Consider the following 18,937-nt stretch of genomic DNA (forward strand, 5'->3'; position numbering starts at 1 on the left):
TGTACGCGGGTTGATCCCGACGATCCGGCACGCCTCTGCGGTACCCACTCCCTGAGCCACAAGATCCAAATATGCCGTGCGCTCAGCGTGTAGCTTCTTCCGGCCCTGTGGCGACCGATCCTGCCGGATCTCGAACACTGCAACCCCTGGATAGATCAGGTGTTGCAACGATCATTGGAACCTAAGCCGGTTCGTCCGAGAGGGCCTTTTGCGTGTGTGACAGCAGCGAAGTACAGCTACGGCGCGAGGACCTGGACGCGGCGATCACCGCCGGCTTCGAAGCCTCCGGTGCCACCTATGGGTCCCCGCGTATCACCCGCGACCTGCACGAACACGGCTGGCGGGTCTCGGTCAACACGGTCGCGGCGCGGATGGCCGAGCTCGGTCTGGTCGCCCGGGTGCGCAGGAAGCCGCGGTCGCTGACCCGTTCGGGACGCGGGCCGGCGGCGCCGGATCTGGTCGGCCGTCAGGCCGTAAATCGCATCGATTGCCGAACTAGCAGGGACGCAGCCCCCTCTGATGCCCTGAGCTAAAACGACTGCCAAACGCCATCACGAGTGTAGGAGACCGAGCAATCGTAACTGCTCAGGTTCTTTGTGATCATGAGGTGGGCGTGAGCCGGATGGGCTTCCTGACTGTCATCTGCCGATGTGCGGTGGTGCGGCGGGTAGTTGCACCGTGACGCGGAGCCCGCCAGCGGGGCGGGCGGTGAGGGTGAGGGTTCCGTCGTGTGCTCGGGCGATGCTTTTGACGATTGCCAGGCCGAGGCCGACACCTGCGTGGTCGGCGCGTATGCGTTCGGTGCCGCGCTGAAACGGCTCGACAAGCGTGGAGACCAATTGTGGGGCGAGCTTCTCGCCGGTGTTCTCGACAGTGAGCACCACAGTCTTCGGGTGAACGGTGGTCGTGACCCATACGGTGCCCTGTTCAGGCAGGTTGTGGACGATCGCATTGTGCACGAGGTTCGTAGTCATCTGCAGGAGGAGCGCGTGTGAACCGTTGGTGGGGGTGATGTCGCCGGAGGTCTCGATGGTGAGGCCGCGTTTTTCTGCGAGGGGGAGGAGCGTTTCAGTGGCTTCTTCCGCTATCAGGGACAGGTCGACGTGTACTCGGGTGTAGGACCGTTGGTCGGCGCGGCTGAGCAGGAGCAATGCTTCAGTGAGGTCGATCGCTCGGGTGTTGACGGCGCGGAGGCGGTCGACAAGCTCGCCGGTGTCGCGGTTCGGATCGTTGCGGGCCACGTCGAGGAGCGTTTGCGTGATCGCCAGCGGGGTGCGCAGTTCGTGGGAGGCGTTGGCTGCGAATCTCTGCTGTTCGGCCACGTGTGCTTCGAGCCGTAGGAGCATGGCGTCGAAGGCGTCGGCGAGTTCGCGGAACTCATCTCTGCGGCCCTGTAGCCGGATTCGGTGGGAGAGTGATCCGTGCGCGGCCCTGCGTGTGGCGTCTGTGATGCGAGTCAGAGGGGTGAGCATGCGGCTGGCGAGAATCCACCCTCCCGCGACACCGAACACCAGCAGGAACGTGAACACTGCGGCTGCCACCGGAGCGAAAGCGTGCAGCGGGTCGGGCCGGTTGGGAACAAAACGACTGAAGGTGAAGATCACACCGTCGGACAGATAACGCCGAAGGAACACCCACACGGCCGCGAGTACCAAGGCACCTGCAAGCGTGACGCACCCGGCATAGCTGAGGGCAAGTTTGAGACGAACGCTCAAACCAGGCGCCCTATCCACGGTTCCCTCCCTCACGTCCGGTGCCGGGTGCTGTGTCGATGCGGTAGCCGACGCCGGCCACGGTGGCGATGATCCCGGGTTCGCCGAGCCGTTTGCGCAGTGCCGAGACAGTGATGCGCACGGCATTGGTGAAGGGGTCGGCGTTCTCATCCCACGCTTGCTCTAAGAGTTCTTCGGCGCTGACGACACCGCCCTCGGCAGCGACGAGGACTTCGAGCACGGCGAACTGTTTCCGGGTGAGCGCGACATAGCGGTTGTCGCGGTAGACCTCGCGGCGGAACGGATCCAGACGCAACCCTGCGATCTCTCGCACGGGTGGTCTGTTGTGGGCGCGCCTGCGGTCAAGTGCTCTGAGACGGAGCACGAGTTCTCGGAGTTCGAAGGGTTTTGTGAGGTAGTCGTCGGCGCCGAGTTCGAACCCGGAGGCCTTGTCGTCGAGCCGGTCGGCGGCGGTGAGCATGAGGATAGGCATGCCGCTGCCGGAGGCGACGATGCGTTCGGCGATCTCGTCCCCGGAGGGGCCGGGGATGTCGCGGTCGAGGACGGTGATGTCGTAGGCGTTGATGCTCAGCAGTTCCAGAGCGGTGTCACCGTCACCGGCGATGTCGGCGGCGATCGCTGCCAGGCGTAGGCCATCGCGGATGGCTTCTGCCAGGTAGGGTTCGTCCTCGACGATCAAGACACGCATGCTCTCGATGCTAGGAGCCGGAGCATATCGTCGGCATATCGAAAATCACATACGCGCCGACAACGCCACGCTGCCTTGACTGGCGGCATGACGACCACCACCCAGCAGGCCACTCAGGAGACCGTGGCCGCCAGCGCGCGGGGCCTGACCAAGATCTACGGTCAAGGCGATGCCCAGGTGCATGCCCTGCGCGGCATCAACCTCGACCTCCCACGAGGGAGATTCACCGCGATCATGGGGCCGAGCGGGTCGGGCAAATCCACGCTGATGCACTGCCTGGCCGGACTCGACCAGGCCAGCGGTGGCACCGTCACCGTGGCCGGCACCGACCTCGGATCACTCGACGACGATGCGCTCACGATCTTCCGCCGCGAGCACATCGGCTTCGTGTTCCAGTCGTTCAACCTGCTGCCGATGCTCACCGCGGGCGAGAACATCGTGCTCCCGCTCGAGTTGGGCGGTCGCCGGATCGACGACGCGGCGCGGGAGCGCGCGCGCATGCTCGCCGATATCCTCGGCGTGGCCGACAGGCTCGGTCACCGGCCCGCGGAGCTGTCCGGCGGCCAGCAGCAGCGGGTCGCGATCGCCCGGGCCCTGATCACCCAGCCGGACCTGCTGTTCGCCGACGAGCCCACCGGAAACCTGGACAGCACCACGTCGGCGGAGGTGCTGGGTCACCTGCGCCGGTCGGCGCGCGAGCTAGGCCAGACCGTCGTGATGGTCACCCACGAGCGGGACGCGGCGACCTACGCCGACGACGTGGTCATCATGCAGGACGGGCGGATCGCCTGATGCGCACCGTCTTCCTCGCGTCGCTGCGCACCCACACCCGCAGGTATGTCGCAGCGGCGATCGCGGTCATCGTCTCGGTCGCCTTCGTCGTCGTGATCGGCGTGATCACGTCCGGGGCACGCGCCGGATTCATGGAGAACGCCGGGGCGCCGTTCCGCAATGCCGACCACGTGGTCGACGCCGACCACGTGGACGAGACCCTGGACACGTCAGTCGCGATCGAGATCGCCGAGCGCCTTGGTGAGAACGCATCCGGGCTCGGCCGGGTCCTGCTGCCGACGCGCACGGGCGACAGGTCGGTCTCCGAGATGACCGTGGGGCCGATCGCCCCTGCGGAGGAGATGCGCTGGCAGAAGCTCATCTCAGGCCGCTTCCCGGAACGCACGGGCGAGGCGGTGGTGCACGTGTGGGACGCCCGGGCCAGGGGAATCGCGATCGGCGACCGGATTCGGATCGGCGAGGGCGCCACCGCGACCGACCTGGTAGCGGTCGGCCTCGTGGAGTCGCCCTCTCCCACGGTCCAGGCCTCGGTGTACGTCACCTGGCCGCAGTTCCTGCACTGGCGCGACCACCCCTCCTTCCACGTGAGCAGGGTGGCGGTACGCGGGGAGGTAGGCCGGCTCCCGGAGGGCGCCGCGCTGTACTCGCCGGAGGAGTACGTCACGGCCGGCCAGGCCAGGCTCAGCAACCACACGGACATGATCGCGTTGATGCTGCTGGTGTTCGCCGCCATCGCGGTCTTCGTCTCGGTCCTGGTCGTCGCGAACACGTTCTCCATCCTGTTCGCGCAACGCCTGCGCGACTTCGCACTGCTGCGCTGCGTCGGCGCGACCCGGCGGCAGGTGGTGGGTTCGGTACGCCGCGAGGCGGCCGCCGTCGGCGTGCTCGCGTCGCTGACCGGGACACTGGTCGGCGTCGGCCTCGGCTACGGGCTGATCGCCCTGATCAACACCCTCGCACCCACCACCCCGATGGGCGCCGCCGAACCGCCCGTGCCCTGGCTGTTGGGCGGGTTCGCCGTCGGCCTGGCCGTCACCATGCTCGCCTCCTTGTTGCCGACCCGGCTTGTGGTCCGGGTGAGCCCGCTGGCGGCACTGCGCCCGGATACCGCGGTCGACGGACACACGGCCACCGGCCGGGTAAGGCTGGCGCTCGCTGCACTCCTCCTGGTCACCGGGCTGGCCCTGCTCGGGATGGCGATGGTCCAGGACAGCACGGCGCTCATGCTGGTCGGCGGCGGATCGGTGTTCACCGGCGTGCTCCTGTTCGGGCCGGCGTTCGTTCCCCGCCTGGTCCGGATCACCGGCGCGCTGCTCGGCCCCGCCGGGCGGCTGGCAACCAAGAACGCCGTGCGCAACCCCCGCCGGACCGCCGCCACCACCGCCTCCCTGCTGGTCTGCATCACCCTGGCGACCGCAGTGCTCACCGGATCGGCCACGACACGTGCGGCCGTGGACGAGGAACGCGACAGGGATCACCCCATCGATGTCGCGCTCACCTCGCCCGAGACGCCGGTCACCACCGACCTCCTCGACCAGGTACGTCGCACTCCCGGTGTGGAGCAGGCCATACCGGTGGAGGGCGCCATGGCTCAGGTGGCGGGGCTCGACGAACCGATCCTGGTCGTCACCGCGCCGGACGCGGAGCAGGTGGCCCGCGACGGTGGGTCGTTCGCCCGGGTGGAGCCGGGGAAGATCAGACTCGATTATGCGGCCTTTGACAAGAAGCTGAGCTTGCGGCCCGGCGACCGGGGCACGGTGCGCGTCGGCGACCGGCGAGCCCAGTTGCAGGTCGTCGCCGGCACCGGCTGGGGCCGGGCGGGCGTGGTCGCGCCCGGGACCCTGGCACAGCTCACCGAATCTCCCGAACCACACGTCATCTGGGTTCGTGCCTCCGCAGGCGCCGATCCGCTCGAGCTCGTCGACGATCTGGCCGGGCTGGCGAATGCGGCCGGCGCGGAGATCCAAGACAATCTGCAGGCCCGGGCGACAGAGGACCAACTACTGCGAATCCTCACCTGGTCGGTGCTCGGCCTGCTCGGAATCGCCGTGGTGATCGCCCTGATCGGGATCGCGAACACCCTGGGGCTCTCCGTCCTCGAACGCGCCCGCGAACACGCGATGCTGCGCGCGCTCGGGCTCACTCGCAGGCAGCTGCGGCGGATGCTGGCGGCCGAGGCAATGCTGCTGTCGGTGGTGGCCACTCTGCTCGGCACCGTGATCGGCGTCGGGTTCGCCTGGGCCGGCTACGAGACGTTCGTGAAGCGGGCTCTCAGCGACGCCACCATGCAGGTCCCCTGGCCATCACTCGGCGTCGTCGTCCTCATCGCCGCCCTGGCCGGACTCCTCGCCGCTGTTCTCCCGGCACGCCGGGCCGCCCGGGTGACTCCGGCCGCAGGGCTATCCCTCGACTGATACCTTCATCAATCGCTTGGCTGGCGGCTGATGAAGTCCGCCAGCCATGCGCGGAACCAGGGCCGAAGCGTTCTCATGTCGTGAGACCGAGTAGCTGGAGTCCATCGGCGGGATGGCTGCTGTCGTGGTCGTTGGTGGCGGCGATGTTGGTCCAGCCGATCAGGTGGCCCGGTGGGAGGCTGGTGACGGCGTAGATCGTCACGATGGTGGTCTTGCCGGTCCTGTGATCGGTGCGGCGGCGTTTGACCTGGATCGCCGCAGGCGGACACGAAGGGCAACCGTGCTCAGCGCGGCGTCGACCTGCTTCTCCTCGTGCGTGAACGGGCCCCGATCGAAGGTCACGATGGGGAAGTCGGCGTCACGGCCTTTGGCCATCAGGCCGAACCCGGGCCTGGGAGGAGGTCGACGTCGTCGGCGTGCATCGGCTCTCCGCAGTGACTGCAGCGCGGGTCGACGTGGCCGATCTGCCCGCAGGCATGGTGGCGGTACAGGACGGGAGGCCCGGCCTCGCCGGCGAGCCAGCGGTCACCCCACCGGGCCATCACCATGAGCATCTCGACGAGGTCGGCGCCCTTGGCGGTGAGGTGGTATTCGTAGCGGGGGCGGGCGTCGTAGGGCAGCCGCTCGAGCACACCCTGTTCGACCAGGTGGTTGAGTCGCTCGGTGAGTACCTTGCGGGAGATCCCGAGGTCGGCCTGGATGTGGTCGAAGCGGCGCGCCCCGGCCCACACGTCGCGCAGGATCAGCGGCGACCAGGGCTCGCCGATCACGTCCAAGGTACGCGCGATGGAACACGCCATCTCCCCGAACTGCGTTCGCTGCATGGCAGCAATCTAGCAAGTGGGGTTCCCTTACGGAACCTCGGATGCTACCTTTCTCGACGTCTCTTAAAGAAACCTCGAAAGGGATCCGATGACCTTCATAAGGCGCTTCGACCACGTCGGCATCACCGTCGCCGACCTCGATGCCGTGACGGCGTTCTTCGTGAGCCTCGGTCTGGAGGCCGATCGGAAGATGGCCGTCGAAGGCGAGTTCCTGGACACGGTGATCGGCATGACCGGCGCCCGCACCGAGATCGTCATGCTGCGAGCGCCCGGCGGAGGTACGACGCTGGAGCTCTCGAGCTTCACGCGGCCGGACCACCTCCCGGGTTCGCCTGCCGCACCGGCCAACGAACTGGGCCTGCGCAACGTCGCCTTCGAGGTGCATGACCTCCAAGCCGCGGTCGACCACGCCGCAGTCGACGGCTACGGCCTGGTGGGAGGCATCGGCGAATACGAGGGCGTGTGGCGGATGGCCTACGTCCGCGGGCCCGAAGGAATCATCGTCTCGTTGGCCGAGCGCATCGAGAAGTAAGGAGACATCATGAGCACGACCGTGACCGACGAACAGATTCGGGCTCTGGCCGCGACCGCGAAGCCCTACAGCCTGGCGCTCCTTCAGTGGGGGCCGGAGCGGACCATGGACGGCGCGGACGCAATCGAACTCGAACACCAGCGACGCATGGTGTCGCTGCGCGCTGAGGGGGTGATCGTGATCCTGTGCCCGGTCGCCTCCGACACCGTGGCCGGCGTCGCGATCATGACCGTGCCGGTCGAAGAAGCCGCGGAGATCATGGCCGGAGACCCGTGCGTGCGAGCCGGGATGATGCGCTGCGAGGTTCACCCTTGCCACGGCTTCCCCGGAGACGCCCTCCCCGTATGAACGATCCCGGCCAGGGCAATCAGCACCTACCCGATCCCAAGGCCGAAGCGTTCTCATGTTGTGAATCCGAGTAGCTGGAGGCCGTCGAGGGGGTGGCTGCGGTAGTGGTCGGTGGCGGCGGCGATGTTGGTCCAGCCGATCAGTCGGGCCAGGCCGATGGCGAGGTTGCGAAGGCTGGCCATGATGCGGGGTGCGGTGCCGGTGCGGACGCGGGAGGCGTCTTCGCGGTAGGTGACGTCGCGGATGTGGTGCAGGGCTTCGATGTTCCAGTGGCCGCGGATCAGTGCGGCGAGTTGGGCGTGGGTGATCCGGCCTGGTGGGAGGCTGGTGACGGCGTAGATCGTGACGATGGTGGTCTTGCCGGTCTTGTGGTCGGTGCGGCGGCGTTTGACCTGGATCGCCTGGGCGGCGTGTGGAAAGGGCAGCCCGGGGCGGACGGTGCAGATCTTCATGCGGCGAATCTCGCGGCGACCGTGTCCTTGCTCGTCGGTGCGGTCGTTGAGGATCGCTTCGCGCCAGGGCAGGGCCTTGAGCCGGCTCAGCAGGGTGGGTTGGTTTCCCTTGACGATGAACAGGTAGTGACCGCTCGCCTCGACGATCTGCCGGGCGTGGGCGTGCTGGGTGTGCAGAGCGTCGGCGGTGATCACCACGCCGGTCAGATTTGGTCCGGACAGCAGGGGTGTGAACGCGGGGATCTCGTTGCTGTTGGCCTGGACCTGCCGCTGGGCCACGACGATCTGGGTGTCATGACGAGTGGCGGCCAGCAGGTGGACCGTGCCGTCAGGGGTGCGGCTGCCCCGCAGGGTCTTGCCGTCCACGGCCACGCCGGCGAGTTCGGTCCGGGCTGAGGGGCGGCTGCTCGTGGCGGCGGGTAGGTCGCATGCAGCGAGCGAGGCCAGATAGGTGCAGGTGGCGCTGTCGAAGGCGTCGCCGTCCAGGCGGGCGAGGAGTCGTCCCAGGGTGCTGGCGGCCAGCCGTGGTGTGCCGGGTAAGCCGGCTCGGGCGCGCAGGTCTGGGTCGTATCCGGCGATGAATCGGGTGATCTTCGCCAGGGAGGTGGCTCCGCCGAGTACGGCGAGCAGGGATAACGCCAGCAGTGGGCCGAGCTGGTAGCGGCGTCCCCGGCGGCTGCGCGGGTGGGGGACCGCGTCCAGGACTTCGGCCAGGGTCGGCAGATCGAGCAGGTCGGTCAGCGGGTCGGTGACGGTGGCGTGCTCCAGGTGGCGGGCGAGCACGTCGATCGGGGATGATGGCACGCGAATGCGGCCCCTGTTCTTGATCGACTGGCGTAGACACCCAACGATCATGAGGGGTCGCGTTCGTCATCTGCAGCCCAAGGGTGCCCTCAACCACCCAGCCGTCTCAGGCCCCTTGTGCGTCCCACCAACCGAGAACGCTTCAGCCCTGTGCGCGGAACTGTGCACGCGAGGTGTCCATGCTCGGATGCATAGACGAGTCCCTTCTTGATCAGTGAGTCCCGTCCTGGCCCAAGTGACGTTGGAGTCCTCCCCAGACGGCAGCGACCCCTGAAGACCGGTTCGGGCCGTCACTATCATGGGCCAGTCGCTCTTCGGCATCGCCACAGCCGCCTCCAAGCCCTGGTCTTGTTCCGTCGCTGTTCCGTGGGAGCACCAGAATCAGCGAGAAGCGATGCGAAACGCCCACAGGCGTAACCCCTGGTCATCAACATGATCGAGCTGTTTTCACGAGTGATCGGATCACCGGTCGGAGAACATGCAGATCTTCGAGGGCACGAACCAGATCCAGAGATTGGTGATCAGCCGGCACCTCGCCCAGTGACCTCTGACATGCGAAAACCCCGCCTGCCCGTCCTGGAAGGCGGGGTTCGCCGTCCAGGACGGGCCGGTGGAGTGCCCAGAGAAAAGGGAAGCTCGTGAGGCGGTTCGCCCAGGAGCACGGCCGGCTCGTCGGCCGGCTTGCGGGTGTGCCTGGCGTCCGCCGGTGAAAACCAGGTGACATTTCGCGTCACTTGCCGGAATGCTGGCGGCGGCGATGAGTTTTGTCGGTGGTACCTGTCAGTCTTTGCGTGACCACAACTTCTTGTGAGACTCCCGGCTGGGATGCCAGCCGTGACGCCGTCATGTCCAACAACTCCGATCGAGGTACCGTGTCCAGCCAACAGCTCGACTCACCCGCCATGCCCGCGGCCGCCGCGTCCGGTCGCACCCCGGCCGTGATCCGGCTGCTGGTGCTCGCCACGTTCGTGGTCATCCTCAACGAGACGATCATGATCAACGCGATACCGCGACTGATGGGCGCGCTGCGCATCACCGAGCAGACCGCGCAGTGGCTCTCGACCGCCTTCATGCTGACCATGGCCGCTGTCATCCCGATCACCGGATGGTTCCTGCAGCGGGTGTCCACCCGCCACGCGTACGCCACCGCGATGGGTTTGTTCCTGCTCGGCACGGCGTTGGCCACCGTCGCGCCGACGTTCGAGGTGTTGCTGGGCGCCCGCATCATCCAGGCGTCCGGGACGGCGGTGATGATGCCGCTGCTGATGACCACGCTGATGCAGGTCGTGCCCGAGGAAGACCGCGGCCGGGTGATGGGCAACGTCACCCTGGCCATCTCAGTCGCGCCCGCGATGGGCCCGGCGGTCTCGGGGGTGATCCTCCAGTTCGGGTCCTGGCGGCTGCTGTTCGCCGTGGTGCTCCCCATTGCCGCCCTGATCGCGTGGCGCGGCCTGAAGCAGCTCGAGAACGTCGGAGAACCCCAGTTCAGCAACATCGACTGGCTGAGCGTGGCGGCCGCGGCTGCCGGCTTCGGCGGTCTGGTTTACGGGCTGAGCCGGTTCGAGGGCGGCGACGTCCGCGTCGCCGCCGGGATCGTGGCGGCCGGCCTGATCGCCATCGCCCTCTTCGCCGTCCGCCAGCTGTCGTTGCAGAAGCGCGGCGCGCCGCTGATGGACCTGCGCACCCTGCGCCACCGCACCTACACGGTCGCGTTGATCCTGATGTCAGTGGCCTTCATGGCGATGCTCGGCTCGATGATCTTGCTGCCGCTGTACCTGCAGAACATCCGCGGGCTCACGCCCCTGCAGACCGGACTCCTCGTGATGCCGGGCGGCCTCGCGATGGGGCTGCTCGGTCCGACCGTCGGCCGCCTGTTCGACAAGTTCGGCGGCCGGGTTCTGGTCATCCCCGGCGCGATCGGGATCACGCTCGCGCTCGCCGGCTTCACACAGGTCACGATGACCATGCCGTTCTGGCAGCTGCTCGGTCTGCACGCGCTGCTGATGGTGGGCCTGGCCGCGACCTTCACTCCGGTGTTCACTCTCGGGCTCGGGGCGGTTCCCCCGCGCCTCTACTCCCACGGCAGCTCGATCCTGAGCACGCTGCAGCAGGTCGCCGCGGCCCTCGGCACCGCGCTCGTGATCACCGTGATGAGCGCGCGAGCCGATGCCCTGAGATCCGCGGGTGCCGCGGAGACGCTCGCCAACCTCGGCGGCATGCGGCTGGCCTTCATCATCGGCGCGGTGCTGTCCGTGGCCGTGGTCGTCGCCGCCTTGCTCCTACCGGCCCGAGCGGACAGCGCCGGTGAGCCCCACGGAAACGGCTGACGCCGGAAGGTCAGCGGGTTTGCACCCGCTTCGGCGGCAGGCGGCGCGAGAGGGCGGCCAGGCTGTTCAGCCCCTGCACGAGCAGCGTGATCGCGGTGGCACCCACCACCGCGCCCCAGACGTTCGGCAATCGCATCATCGACCACCAGGGGCCCGGGTTCCTGCTGGCGGACATGGCGGCGGGGGTGGACAGCGCCCGGGCCACTTACCTCGACGCGGCCCGCCGCCGGGACGCGGGGCCAGATCCAGCGCCTGGTCATCAGCCGCCACCTGGCTAAGTAGCCTCTGAAATGCGAAAACCCCGCCTGTCGGTTGTCGGAGGTGGGGTTCGCCGTTTTGTCGCTGGGTTTACATGATCGCTGTTCCGTCCCTGTTCGGTGAGAGACCTCGCGCAGACGGAACAGTCTTTGACTTCCCTGAGGCGTAGGCGAGGTCGCGTTAGTCCAGCCAGGTAATGCGAATGATCAGGACAAGACGCAAATGCTCCGCGACGATGAAGTTGAGGAACCCTCGGCCCCCGAACAGATCGAGTGTCCGAAGGACTCCGCCGTGCAAGGTGCCTCAGCCGGCGTGGACCGCGTCCCTCCCGAGGAGTGCGAGTTGGTCGGCAAGTCGCTCGACCTCAAGGGTGACAGTCGGGGGAGCCCAGCGATGACATGCACGGCGTCAGGGTTGTACTCCCAGTTCCAGGCGTCACTCACCGCCGGCCTCTCGGCGCGCGGATGTCGTGATCTCATTGATTTCGGCCAAGGCTGAGTCCAACTTGACTCTGTCGGTCGCGGTGGCGACTTCCGTCTCCAGGGTGTGGAAGCGGGCCGCTCGGGCGGGGTAGCGTTGAATCGCCACGAACTCACCCCATTGCTGCAAGAAGTTCTGCAGAGGCGCCACGGTGCTCTGCCGCGCCGCCTGCTCTGTCGCCTGGTCGAGATGGTCGACAAACTGGTTGAGGTACGCCGGAGCGATCTGGGCAACTGCTGCCCTGAGGGCGGCGGTCGTCAGTGGCGGGCGTGGGATCAGCGCCTCGCTGTCTTGATGCGGGGTGGACATCGTTGACCTCCAAGCTGTTGCACCTTCACGCTACCGATATAACGCCACCCTCTGCACCTGGAGTTGCAGGTCACAGCCTTGACATAGGTGGCCGGCGTATTCGCGTCGCCGGCGGCGGGTTCGGGAGTGCGTAATCGTCAGGATAGACCGCCACCGGATGACGAGTCCGGCCATCGGCTCAGGCGTCACCACCGTGCCGCCGCACCTCGGCGCCGTGGGGCCATGACCACCATTCCTTCGACTGGGCCGTCAAGCACGAGAAGACACGGGGAGACGCTGGCTACGGATCAAGGTGCTTGATCGGTGCTCGGCTGGTCTCGACTCCAAATCCGAGTGCATCCAGGGAGGTCTTCGATGCCGACACCTTCCGGGATCATGCCCCAGAGGAAGGGGATCAGCTACTGAGGCGGTTCGCTCAGGAGCTCGGCGAGCTCGTCCTCAGCAACGGTGAGAGTGAGTCCTGGGCCCTGATTGCTGCGAATTCCATCCTTGTTCTAGAGTCCGCCCTGTTGCCTTGGCGGTAGGTCGGCCTGTGGCTGACACGCCAGCGGAAGACGAGGCCATTGACGGTGATGAGCCGTGACCCCTTCTTCGGCATCGCCACGGTCGTCTCCAAGCTCCGGTCTGTTCCGTCGCTGTTCCGTGGGAGCGCCAGAAACAGCGGAAAGTGATGCGAGGCGCTCGGTCAGGGCCGGCCGCCGCGCCTCCTGCCGAAGAGCACCCCAGCCCCGATGGCGACGGCCGCCGCCACGCCGCCCACCACGAGCCCTCGGGGCAGCCGTCCACGGGACATGCGCGAACGTTCCACCACCGCGTCACCCGCCTGGACGGCCTTCTGGTATTCCTCCTCGACGATCTCGCAGAACCGCCGGTCGTGACGGTTGCGCGCGCTCGCCTGGAACCAGGTCCGGTTGGACTCCCAGTGCTCCCGGCCGATCCGTGACCTGAACCTGCCGGCCATCTGCATCCGCAGCTCGGCTGTCGGCATCTCCTTGAGCGCGTAGAACGACCGGAAGAGCCCGAGCTGCATGTTGGCGTACACCCACCGCCGCAGCTCCTCGGACGCCTGCGCCGTGCCGTCCCACCCTATGCCTTCCACCTGCGAGAGGGACGGATCCTCCATCACGAAACGCATCATCTCGACATGGAGCATCCGCCCGGTGGCCTCCGAGGAGATACGCGTCGTCCGCGCCTGAAAGGCCACCGACACGGCCAGCACCAAGAGTGACACCGCGGTCAGCAGCGCGACGGCCGAGCCGTAGGCATCCCCGACGTCGGCAAGCGAGGCCCAGTCGACACCCGTCACACTGGCGAGCCGATCGAGCGCGAACGGCGCGGCCAGAAGCATCAGCAGGACGGCGAGCCCTGCCGCCACCCCACCGGTCCACTTCGCGACAGCCCTGGCCATAGCCCGCCCCTCCTGAAGGGTGCCCGCCCTCCGTTACATCCACTTCCGCCGCGACGGCATTACAGCGGGCCTTCGAGGCTGTGCGGCAATGGCTGGACGCGAGCCGCAAGAGGCGGCCGATCGTGCGGATGAGGCTGCCCGGCAGGCTCGGCGCCGCTTTCCGCGGCGGCCACCTCGCCACTGATGCCACCCCCACAGGGACGATCACCTGGAAGCGGTACCTGCAAGAGAGGTACTGAAGCCGGCTCGGGGACGTCTGGTGGGTGTGCTCGGGCATGAGCCTGGCTAGAAGCGGTAGACGAGAACAGTGTTGCCCATGCGGGACAGAGCCGCGCTCGGCGCCGTCAGCCGGTTCATCAGGCGGAGAACCGGTGGGAACTGGGCGACCTCGGGCTCTCGCGTGCACAGGATCTCTTTGACCAGCTTCAGCTTGGGATGCCAGCGTTCGGGCGCCCGGGGGTCGTCGATGCCGGGGAACTTGCTGATGTCCCTGATTGCCTGGGCAACGGGAGCGATCTTCTGCGCCCGGACGGCGAACGTGCTGTAGCCGTTGAAGGCGATCTCCCCGCTGGGGAAATGGCTGATGATGCGGCTCACCAGGGAGATCATCTCCTCTTCCGAGAAGAACGCGATCAGCCCGTCGGCGACGATCACGGCCGGGCGGTCGGTCGGGAGGGTGTCCAGCCACGTGGAGCCGGTCAGGTCGGCGCCGATGCCGTGGGGGGTGGCGTCATCGGGCAGGAGCTCCCGCCGGGCGGCGATGACCTCGGGAAAGTCGATGTCGTACCAGTCGGCCGTGGGCGGCGGGGAGATGCGCAGGGCCCGGCTGTCCAGTCCGGCGCCGAGGTCCAGGCCGACCGCGTCGGGGTGGCGGGCGATGAAGCGCTGCGCGATCTCGTCGAGTTTCTTGGCCCGGTGGGCGATGTAGATGGCGCTGCTCGACGGGATGCGGAGCTTCTTGTAGTCGTAGCCGACCTTCCGTACGACCTCGTCGGCCATCTTGTCGCCGAGGATCGGGTGGGGCAGGCGGTTGTCGAGCGCTCTGCCACACAGGGTCAGCCACAGGCTCGCCTGCAACGGGGTCAAAGCCGGGATGGCGCATGTCATTGGTCATTCATCTCTTTTCGGGGAGTTCTGTGATGCTGCCCAGGCGGCCTGGGCCGCCTTCAGGGTGGTGTCGTCCGCGTACATGCCGTGGGTGAAGAGCTCCAGCATGGGCAGTCCGAGGCGGTGCAGCACGTCGGGGCCGACCTGCTCGTAACCGAGCGCGCGCGTCAGCGGCGGCGCCATGGTCAGCGTGGACAGGCTGATCAGCACGCTCAGCACCGCCAGCGCCCGCACGTCCGAGGACGGGCGCAGCGAGCCGTCGGCGATCCCGGCCCGCAGGATCTGCTCGGACTCGTCCACCAGCGTGTTGACGAACGTCGCGGCCGCGGGCGTGTCCTCCTCGATCGCGCGCGCCATGTAGCGCACGTGGCGGCCGTACTCCTCAGGATCGGACACGTATTCCCGGGAGATGTCCTGAATGGTGACCGGGTCGGCGACGCCGTGAGCGCGCCGTATCAGGACTCGCAGCACGTGGTCGTCGCAGGCGCTGCGGAGCTGCTCTTTGCTGCCGAAGTGGTGAATGACCAGGGCGGCGCTCACCCCTGCCGTGGCCGCGATGGCGCGCAGGTTGGTCTTCTGGAAGCCGTCGCGGGCGAAGTGCGCGATGGCGGCATTGCGGATCTTGGCGGTGGCGGTCAGATCCGCCGAGCCCTCGTCTCCCGGATGGGCTGAACACATGTTTAGTACTCTAAACACATGTTCAGACTCTCGGCAAGTGGCACCACCCGATGTCGGCTACGCTCATGGACCTGCTGGCCTGTACGGCATCCCGGTACGGCGGAGGAAACGTGACTGAAGCAGGGTTAAGGCTGGAGCCGATCGGTCGGGTCGAATCACCCCTGACGAATCCCGGCGCAGCTCCGTTGCAGGGCGATGAAGGCTCTCCAGAAGCCTGGTTGGTGTTCGAGGAACGCGTGCGCGACGGCATCCGGGACCTGCGGCCCGGGACGGAGGTCCTCGTGCTGACCTGGCTCGATCGCGCGCGCCGCGACGTGCTCACCGTCCGTCCGCGCGGCGACCTCGACCGGCCGGAGCAGGGCGTGTTCAGCACCCGCTCGCCGCACCGGCCGAACCCCATAGGGCTGCACCGCGTGGAGATCGTCTCGATCGACGGAGTGCGACTGCGCGTGCGGAATCTCGAGGCGCTCGACGGTACGCCGGTCCTGGACGTGAAACCTGTCCTGGGCCCAGGGAGCGAGCGGTAGCCGGCGACGATCAGCGGGTTTCCACGGGCGAGGCGTCCCGCTTCCGGGACAGGCGCCCCGAGAGGGCGGGCAGCAGGCCGTGCGGCAGGAAGAGCACGACCAGGATCAGCACGAGCGCGTACACGGCGTACGACAGCACACCGGCCGCGTACGACGGCATCCCCGGCACCGCCGCCAGGCTGTTCAGCCCCTGCACGAGCAGCGTGATCGCGGTGGCGCCCACCACCGCGCCCCAGACCGTGCCGAGCCCCCCGACGACGGCCATCACGATGTACTGGATCGAGATGAGCACGGGGAACGAGCCCGGCGCCACGTACCCGGTGTAGAAGCAGTAGATCCCGCCGGCGAGCCCCGCGAACGCCGCCGACAGCGCGAACACCACCAGCTTGTACCGCCCGACGGGGATCCCCGAGGACGCGGCGGCGGTCTCGCTGGTGGCCAGCGCGCGCAGGGCGCGCCCCGGCCGGGAGTCGATGACGTTCCGCGTCACCAGCATCACGAGCCCCAGCCCCGCCCAGGTCATGTACGCGTACGCGGCCGCGGAGCCCGCCTCGAACGACCCGATCGCGAACTGCGGGATCGCCTGCAGCCCGATGTCCCCGCCGGTGATCTCCAGCTGCCCGGCCAGCGAGAGCAGGATGAGCTGCACGGCCAGCGTGGCGAACGCCAGATGGTGCCCGCGCAGCCGCAGCAGCGGCACGCCGATCACCAGCGCCGACCCGGCCGCCACGACCGGGGCGGCGAGCAGGCCGGCCAGCGGCGGCACGCCATGGAGTGACAGCAGCGCGGCGGTGTAGGCGCCGATGGCGTAGAAGGCGCCCTGGCCCAGGGAGACCTGACCGGCGTACCCCATGAGCAGCGACACCCCGACGGTGACCATCGCGGCCAGCCCGAGCAGGATGTACACGGCCAGCGCGCTGTCGTCGAGCACCGCGGGCAGCGCCAGCGTCACGGCCGCGACCAGCAGCCCGGCCACCGTCCGCATCACGTGGGCTCCCAACGGCGGCTCGCCTGTACGATCATCACGACGATCATGAGACCCAGCGCCACCTCCAGCTGGTGCGACCCGTAGCCGTACCCCGCGGCCATGGTCTCGGCCACGCCCAGCAGCAGCGCGCCGGCCAGCGTGATCACGGGCCGGGTGAGCGCGCCGAAGACGGCCGCGGCGAAGGCGTTCACGATGAGCGTCACGTCGGTGTCGAACGAGATCGGCCGCAGCGGCGTCACCAGCACCCCGGCGACCCCGCCGAGCAGCCCGCCCAGCGCGAACGCCAGCAGCCCCATCAGCCGCGTGTCGATGCCGACGACGCGGGCGGCGTACGGGTTGGACGCGCACGCCGTCAGCGCCTTGCCCAGGTAGGTGCGCCCGAAGAAGAGCGCGAGCAGCGCGAACGTGGCCGCCGTCACGCCGATGACCAGCAAATACTGCGTCTGGATCCGCGCGCCCGCCACGGTCACCGAGCCCGCGAGGCCGGGCGCCGAACGCGGCTGGTCTCCCCACAGGACGATCTCGACGGCGTACGCGAGCACGCCCACACCGAGCGTGACGATCAGGGACGACAGCGGCGCGGTGCCCCGCCTGCCGATGGCGGCGAGGCCGGTCAGCAGGCCCGCGAGCGCCGCGACCAGGGCGGCGGCCACCTCGCTCAGCCCGTGCGGCAGCCCGAGCCCGAGCAGCGAGGACGCGCAGAGCCCCGCCACGACCGCGAACGTGCCCTGCGCGAAGTTCACCACACCCGTGACCCGGTGGATGACGACCAGGCCGCCGGAGACGAGCGCGATCGCGCAGCCGACGGCGAGCCCGTTCAGCAGGTACGTGAGGAAGGCGCTCATGTGATCGCCCCGCCCAGGTACGCGCCCGCCACCCGAGGATCGCCGGCCAGCTCCGCGCACTCGCCCTCGGCCACGACGCGGGAAGATTCCAGCACGTACGCCCGCCCGCACAGCTCGAACGCCAGCCGCGCGTTCTGCTCGATGAGCAGCACGGTCAGCCCCTGCTCCCGGTTCAGCTCGGCGAGGTGCCCGGCCAGGTCGGCGGTCACGTTGGGCGCGAGTCCCAGCGACAGCTCGTCCACCACCAGCACGGAAGGGCGCGACATCATGGCCCGCCCGAACGCCACCATCTGCTGCTCGCCCCCGGACAGCACCCCCGCCCGCCGGCCTGCCAGCCCGGCCAGCCGGGGGAGCAGGTCGTAGACGTACGAGGGGTCGCGCTCGCCCGAGCGCCACCCGCAGCGCCATCCGCCCAAGGCCAGGTTGTCCGCGACCGACAAATCCGGAAAAAGTTGGCGGCCCTCCGGGATGAGCGCCAGCCTGCCCCCGATCTCGACCGTGCCCGAGGCCGGCCGCACCAGCCCCGCGAGCGTGTTGGCCAGCGTCGACTTGCCCGCGCCGTTCGGGCCGAGCAGGGCGACCATCTCGCCCCGCCGTACGGTGAGCGTGACGTGGTCGAGCGCGGTCGCGGTGCCGTACGAGACGACCAGGTCCCCGACGTCGATCATGAGGCCTGTCCGAGATAGGCGGCGAGCACCAGCGGGTCGGCCCGCACCTCGGCGGGGGAGCCGTCCGCGATGACCTGGCCCAGGTCGAGCACCACCACGCGATCGGCCAGCCGGGTCACGAACGCGACGTCGTGCTCGACGAGCAGGATCGTCAGGCCGTCCGCGCGCAGCTCCTCCACCAGCGCCGCGAGCCGCTCGCGCTCCTGGCCGCGCAGCCCGGAGGCGGGCTCGTCGAGCAGCAGCAGCCGGGGCCGCGCGCACAGGGCGCGGGCCAGCTGGAGCGCCCGCTGCTGCCCGATGGGCAGCAGGTCGGCGGGCCGGTCCGCCCACTCGCCGAGCCCCACCCGCTGGAGAACGGCGTCCGTCTCGGTGGCGATCTCCCGTTCGTCGCGCCGGTGCCGCGGCAGCCGCAGCGCCGCCGACACGAACCCGGCACCGGTACGGCCGTGCATCCCGACCATGACGTTCTCCCTGACCGTCATGCCGCGGAACACCCTGGCCGCCTGGAACACGATCGACATGCCGAGCCTGGCCCGCCGGTGCGGCGCGAGCCGGTCCACGCGGTGCCCGAGGAACGAGATCTGGCCGTGGTCGGCCGTCAGATGCCCCGTGACCAGGTTGAACAGCGTGGACTTGCCCGCCCCGTTCGGCCCGATGACGCCGCAGACCTCGCCGTCCGCCACGGTCAGCGAGACGTCACGGACGGCGTAGACGCCGCCGAAGGAGCGGGAGAGCCCGGTGACCGTCAGCACGCG

21 protein-coding genes and 1 pseudogene are annotated in these 18,937 nt (G+C 68.5%); 8 read left to right on the plus strand and 14 right to left on the minus strand.

Annotated elements, in window-relative coordinates; genetic code table 11:
* The first annotated feature begins 212 nt into the window (after window positions 1-212).
* Entirely contained in the window at window positions 213-533 is a 321-nt protein-coding gene (locus tag AB0J64_RS46550) for an IS3 family transposase (protein ID WP_364042516.1), read from the plus strand.
* A gap of 105 nt (window positions 534-638) precedes the next feature.
* On the opposite strand, the gene AB0J64_RS46555 is transcribed toward AB0J64_RS46550, so the two are convergent.
* Both AB0J64_RS46555 and AB0J64_RS46560 read right to left on the minus strand, forming a co-directional pair.
* Window positions 639-1,715: a HAMP domain-containing sensor histidine kinase gene (locus tag AB0J64_RS46555; RefSeq protein ID WP_364042518.1), complete on the minus strand. Its 1,077-nt coding sequence runs from the start codon at window positions 1,713-1,715 to the stop codon at window positions 639-641.
* 10 nt (window positions 1,716-1,725) lie between these two features.
* On the minus strand, window positions 1,726-2,421 hold the full coding sequence (locus AB0J64_RS46560) for a response regulator transcription factor (protein ID WP_364042520.1): 696 nt from the start codon (window positions 2,419-2,421) through the stop codon (window positions 1,726-1,728).
* An 87-nt stretch (window positions 2,422-2,508) separates the two neighbouring features.
* On the opposite strand from AB0J64_RS46560, the gene AB0J64_RS46565 reads away from it, so the two are divergent.
* Both AB0J64_RS46565 and AB0J64_RS46570 read left to right on the plus strand, forming a co-directional pair.
* Entirely contained in the window at window positions 2,509-3,213 is a 705-nt protein-coding gene (locus tag AB0J64_RS46565; protein ID WP_364042522.1) for an ABC transporter ATP-binding protein, read from the plus strand.
* Window positions 3,213-5,627, plus strand: a complete 2,415-nt coding sequence (locus AB0J64_RS46570) for an FtsX-like permease family protein (RefSeq protein ID WP_364042524.1) — start codon at window positions 3,213-3,215, stop codon at window positions 5,625-5,627. Before AB0J64_RS46565 ends, AB0J64_RS46570 begins: the two co-directional genes overlap by 1 nt.
* Window positions 5,628-5,700: 73 nt before the next feature.
* Here AB0J64_RS46570 and AB0J64_RS46575 read toward each other — a convergent pair whose 3' ends face one another.
* Window positions 5,701-5,829, minus strand: coding sequence for a hypothetical protein (locus tag AB0J64_RS46575; protein WP_364042526.1), 129 nt, complete (start codon window positions 5,827-5,829; stop codon window positions 5,701-5,703).
* Window positions 5,830-6,001: 172 nt separating this feature from the next.
* Window positions 6,002-6,451: a helix-turn-helix domain-containing protein gene (locus AB0J64_RS46580; protein WP_364042528.1), complete on the minus strand. Its 450-nt coding sequence runs from the start codon at window positions 6,449-6,451 to the stop codon at window positions 6,002-6,004.
* 88 nt (window positions 6,452-6,539) lie between these two features.
* Here AB0J64_RS46580 and AB0J64_RS46585 point away from each other — a divergent pair, with 88 nt between their 5' ends.
* Together AB0J64_RS46585 and AB0J64_RS46590 are read left to right on the plus strand one after the other, a co-directional pair.
* Window positions 6,540-6,983, plus strand: a complete 444-nt coding sequence (locus AB0J64_RS46585) for a VOC family protein (protein WP_364042530.1) — start codon at window positions 6,540-6,542, stop codon at window positions 6,981-6,983.
* A gap of 9 nt (window positions 6,984-6,992) precedes the next feature.
* Entirely contained in the window at window positions 6,993-7,331 is a 339-nt protein-coding gene (locus tag AB0J64_RS46590) for a hypothetical protein (protein WP_364042532.1), read from the plus strand.
* A gap of 53 nt (window positions 7,332-7,384) precedes the next feature.
* Here AB0J64_RS46590 and AB0J64_RS46595 read toward each other — a convergent pair whose 3' ends face one another.
* Window positions 7,385-8,587, minus strand: coding sequence for an ISAs1 family transposase (locus tag AB0J64_RS46595; RefSeq protein WP_364042534.1), 1,203 nt, complete (start codon window positions 8,585-8,587; stop codon window positions 7,385-7,387).
* A gap of 872 nt (window positions 8,588-9,459) precedes the next feature.
* On the opposite strand from AB0J64_RS46595, the gene AB0J64_RS46600 reads away from it, so the two are divergent.
* A complete protein-coding gene (locus AB0J64_RS46600; protein WP_364042536.1) occupies window positions 9,460-10,914 on the plus strand; it encodes an MDR family MFS transporter in 1,455 nt (484 codons plus the stop codon).
* 10 nt (window positions 10,915-10,924) lie between these two features.
* Here the strand turns inward: AB0J64_RS46600 and AB0J64_RS46605 are convergent, their stop codons facing one another.
* On the minus strand, window positions 10,925-11,089 hold the full coding sequence (locus AB0J64_RS46605; RefSeq protein WP_364042588.1) for a hypothetical protein: 165 nt from the start codon (window positions 11,087-11,089) through the stop codon (window positions 10,925-10,927).
* Here AB0J64_RS46605 and AB0J64_RS46610 point away from each other — a divergent pair.
* Window positions 11,031-11,153 (plus strand): annotated as a pseudogene (locus AB0J64_RS46610) (acyl-CoA dehydrogenase family protein); the annotation flags it as partial. The gene AB0J64_RS46605 and the pseudogene AB0J64_RS46610 overlap by 59 nt on opposite strands.
* 454 nt (window positions 11,154-11,607) lie before the next feature.
* Here AB0J64_RS46610 and AB0J64_RS46615 read toward each other — a convergent pair.
* From AB0J64_RS46615 to AB0J64_RS46630, 4 genes are all read right to left on the minus strand, one after another.
* Complete coding sequence (locus tag AB0J64_RS46615; protein WP_364042538.1) at window positions 11,608-11,961, minus strand: hypothetical protein; 354 nt, start codon at window positions 11,959-11,961, stop codon at window positions 11,608-11,610.
* A gap of 685 nt (window positions 11,962-12,646) precedes the next feature.
* Entirely contained in the window at window positions 12,647-13,369 is a 723-nt protein-coding gene (locus AB0J64_RS46620) for a DUF6082 family protein (protein ID WP_364042540.1), read from the minus strand.
* A gap of 285 nt (window positions 13,370-13,654) precedes the next feature.
* Window positions 13,655-14,455: a class I SAM-dependent methyltransferase gene (locus tag AB0J64_RS46625; RefSeq protein ID WP_364042542.1), complete on the minus strand. Its 801-nt coding sequence runs from the start codon at window positions 14,453-14,455 to the stop codon at window positions 13,655-13,657.
* Between the two features lie 24 nt (window positions 14,456-14,479).
* Complete coding sequence (locus AB0J64_RS46630; protein WP_364042544.1) at window positions 14,480-15,154, minus strand: TetR family transcriptional regulator; 675 nt, start codon at window positions 15,152-15,154, stop codon at window positions 14,480-14,482.
* A 65-nt stretch (window positions 15,155-15,219) separates the two neighbouring features.
* Here AB0J64_RS46630 and tsaA point away from each other — a divergent pair, with 65 nt between their 5' ends.
* Window positions 15,220-15,681, plus strand: coding sequence for a tRNA (N6-threonylcarbamoyladenosine(37)-N6)-methyltransferase TrmO (gene tsaA, locus AB0J64_RS46635; RefSeq protein ID WP_364042546.1), 462 nt, complete (start codon window positions 15,220-15,222; stop codon window positions 15,679-15,681).
* A gap of 10 nt (window positions 15,682-15,691) precedes the next feature.
* Here the strand turns inward: tsaA and AB0J64_RS46640 are convergent, their stop codons facing one another.
* From AB0J64_RS46640 to AB0J64_RS46655, 4 genes are read right to left on the minus strand one after another with little or no spacing between them, the layout of a single operon-like run.
* Complete coding sequence (locus AB0J64_RS46640) at window positions 15,692-16,666, minus strand: branched-chain amino acid ABC transporter permease (RefSeq protein ID WP_364042586.1); 975 nt, start codon at window positions 16,664-16,666, stop codon at window positions 15,692-15,694.
* Window positions 16,666-17,514 carry a branched-chain amino acid ABC transporter permease gene (locus AB0J64_RS46645; protein WP_364042548.1) on the minus strand — a complete coding sequence of 283 codons (849 nt, stop codon included), beginning with the start codon at window positions 17,512-17,514 and terminating at the stop codon, window positions 16,666-16,668. The genes AB0J64_RS46640 and AB0J64_RS46645 overlap by 1 nt, the downstream gene beginning before the upstream one ends.
* Entirely contained in the window at window positions 17,511-18,182 is a 672-nt protein-coding gene (locus AB0J64_RS46650; protein WP_364042550.1) for an ABC transporter ATP-binding protein, read from the minus strand. The genes AB0J64_RS46645 and AB0J64_RS46650 overlap by 4 nt, the downstream gene beginning before the upstream one ends.
* Window positions 18,179-18,934, minus strand: a complete 756-nt coding sequence (locus tag AB0J64_RS46655) for an ABC transporter ATP-binding protein (RefSeq protein WP_364042552.1) — start codon at window positions 18,932-18,934, stop codon at window positions 18,179-18,181. The genes AB0J64_RS46650 and AB0J64_RS46655 overlap by 4 nt, the downstream gene beginning before the upstream one ends.
* Window positions 18,935-18,937: the final 3 nt, after the last annotated feature.

It is taken from the genome of Nonomuraea sp. NPDC049695 (assembly GCF_040674955.1).
Lineage (GTDB): Bacteria > Actinomycetota > Actinomycetes > Streptosporangiales > Streptosporangiaceae > Nonomuraea > Nonomuraea helvata.

What these genes read in the sequence shown, in the direction of transcription:
- AB0J64_RS46570 (WP_364042524.1), top strand. Translation starts at nt 3,213, where the DNA reads ATGCGCACCGTCTTCCTCGCGTCGCTGCGCACCCACACCCGCAGGTAT.
- AB0J64_RS46565 (WP_364042522.1), top strand. Translation starts at nt 2,509, where the DNA reads ATGACGACCACCACCCAGCAGGCCACTCAGGAGACCGTGGCCGCCAGC.
- AB0J64_RS46640 (WP_364042586.1), bottom strand. Translation starts at nt 16,666, where the DNA reads ATGCGGACGGTGGCCGGGCTGCTGGTCGCGGCCGTGACGCTGGCGCTG.
- tsaA (WP_364042546.1), top strand. Translation starts at nt 15,220, where the DNA reads ATGGACCTGCTGGCCTGTACGGCATCCCGGTACGGCGGAGGAAACGTG.
- AB0J64_RS46645 (WP_364042548.1), bottom strand. Translation starts at nt 17,514, where the DNA reads ATGAGCGCCTTCCTCACGTACCTGCTGAACGGGCTCGCCGTCGGCTGC.
- AB0J64_RS46560 (WP_364042520.1), bottom strand. Translation starts at nt 2,421, where the DNA reads ATGCGTGTCTTGATCGTCGAGGACGAACCCTACCTGGCAGAAGCCATC.
- AB0J64_RS46620 (WP_364042540.1), bottom strand. Translation starts at nt 13,369, where the DNA reads ATGGCCAGGGCTGTCGCGAAGTGGACCGGTGGGGTGGCGGCAGGGCTC.
- AB0J64_RS46585 (WP_364042530.1), top strand. Translation starts at nt 6,540, where the DNA reads ATGACCTTCATAAGGCGCTTCGACCACGTCGGCATCACCGTCGCCGAC.
- AB0J64_RS46630 (WP_364042544.1), bottom strand. Translation starts at nt 15,154, where the DNA reads ATGTGTTCAGCCCATCCGGGAGACGAGGGCTCGGCGGATCTGACCGCC.
- AB0J64_RS46650 (WP_364042550.1), bottom strand. Translation starts at nt 18,182, where the DNA reads ATGATCGACGTCGGGGACCTGGTCGTCTCGTACGGCACCGCGACCGCG.
- AB0J64_RS46580 (WP_364042528.1), bottom strand. Translation starts at nt 6,451, where the DNA reads ATGCAGCGAACGCAGTTCGGGGAGATGGCGTGTTCCATCGCGCGTACC.
- AB0J64_RS46590 (WP_364042532.1), top strand. Translation starts at nt 6,993, where the DNA reads ATGAGCACGACCGTGACCGACGAACAGATTCGGGCTCTGGCCGCGACC.
- AB0J64_RS46615 (WP_364042538.1), bottom strand. Translation starts at nt 11,961, where the DNA reads ATGTCCACCCCGCATCAAGACAGCGAGGCGCTGATCCCACGCCCGCCA.
- AB0J64_RS46605 (WP_364042588.1), bottom strand. Translation starts at nt 11,089, where the DNA reads ATGTCCGCCAGCAGGAACCCGGGCCCCTGGTGGTCGATGATGCGATTG.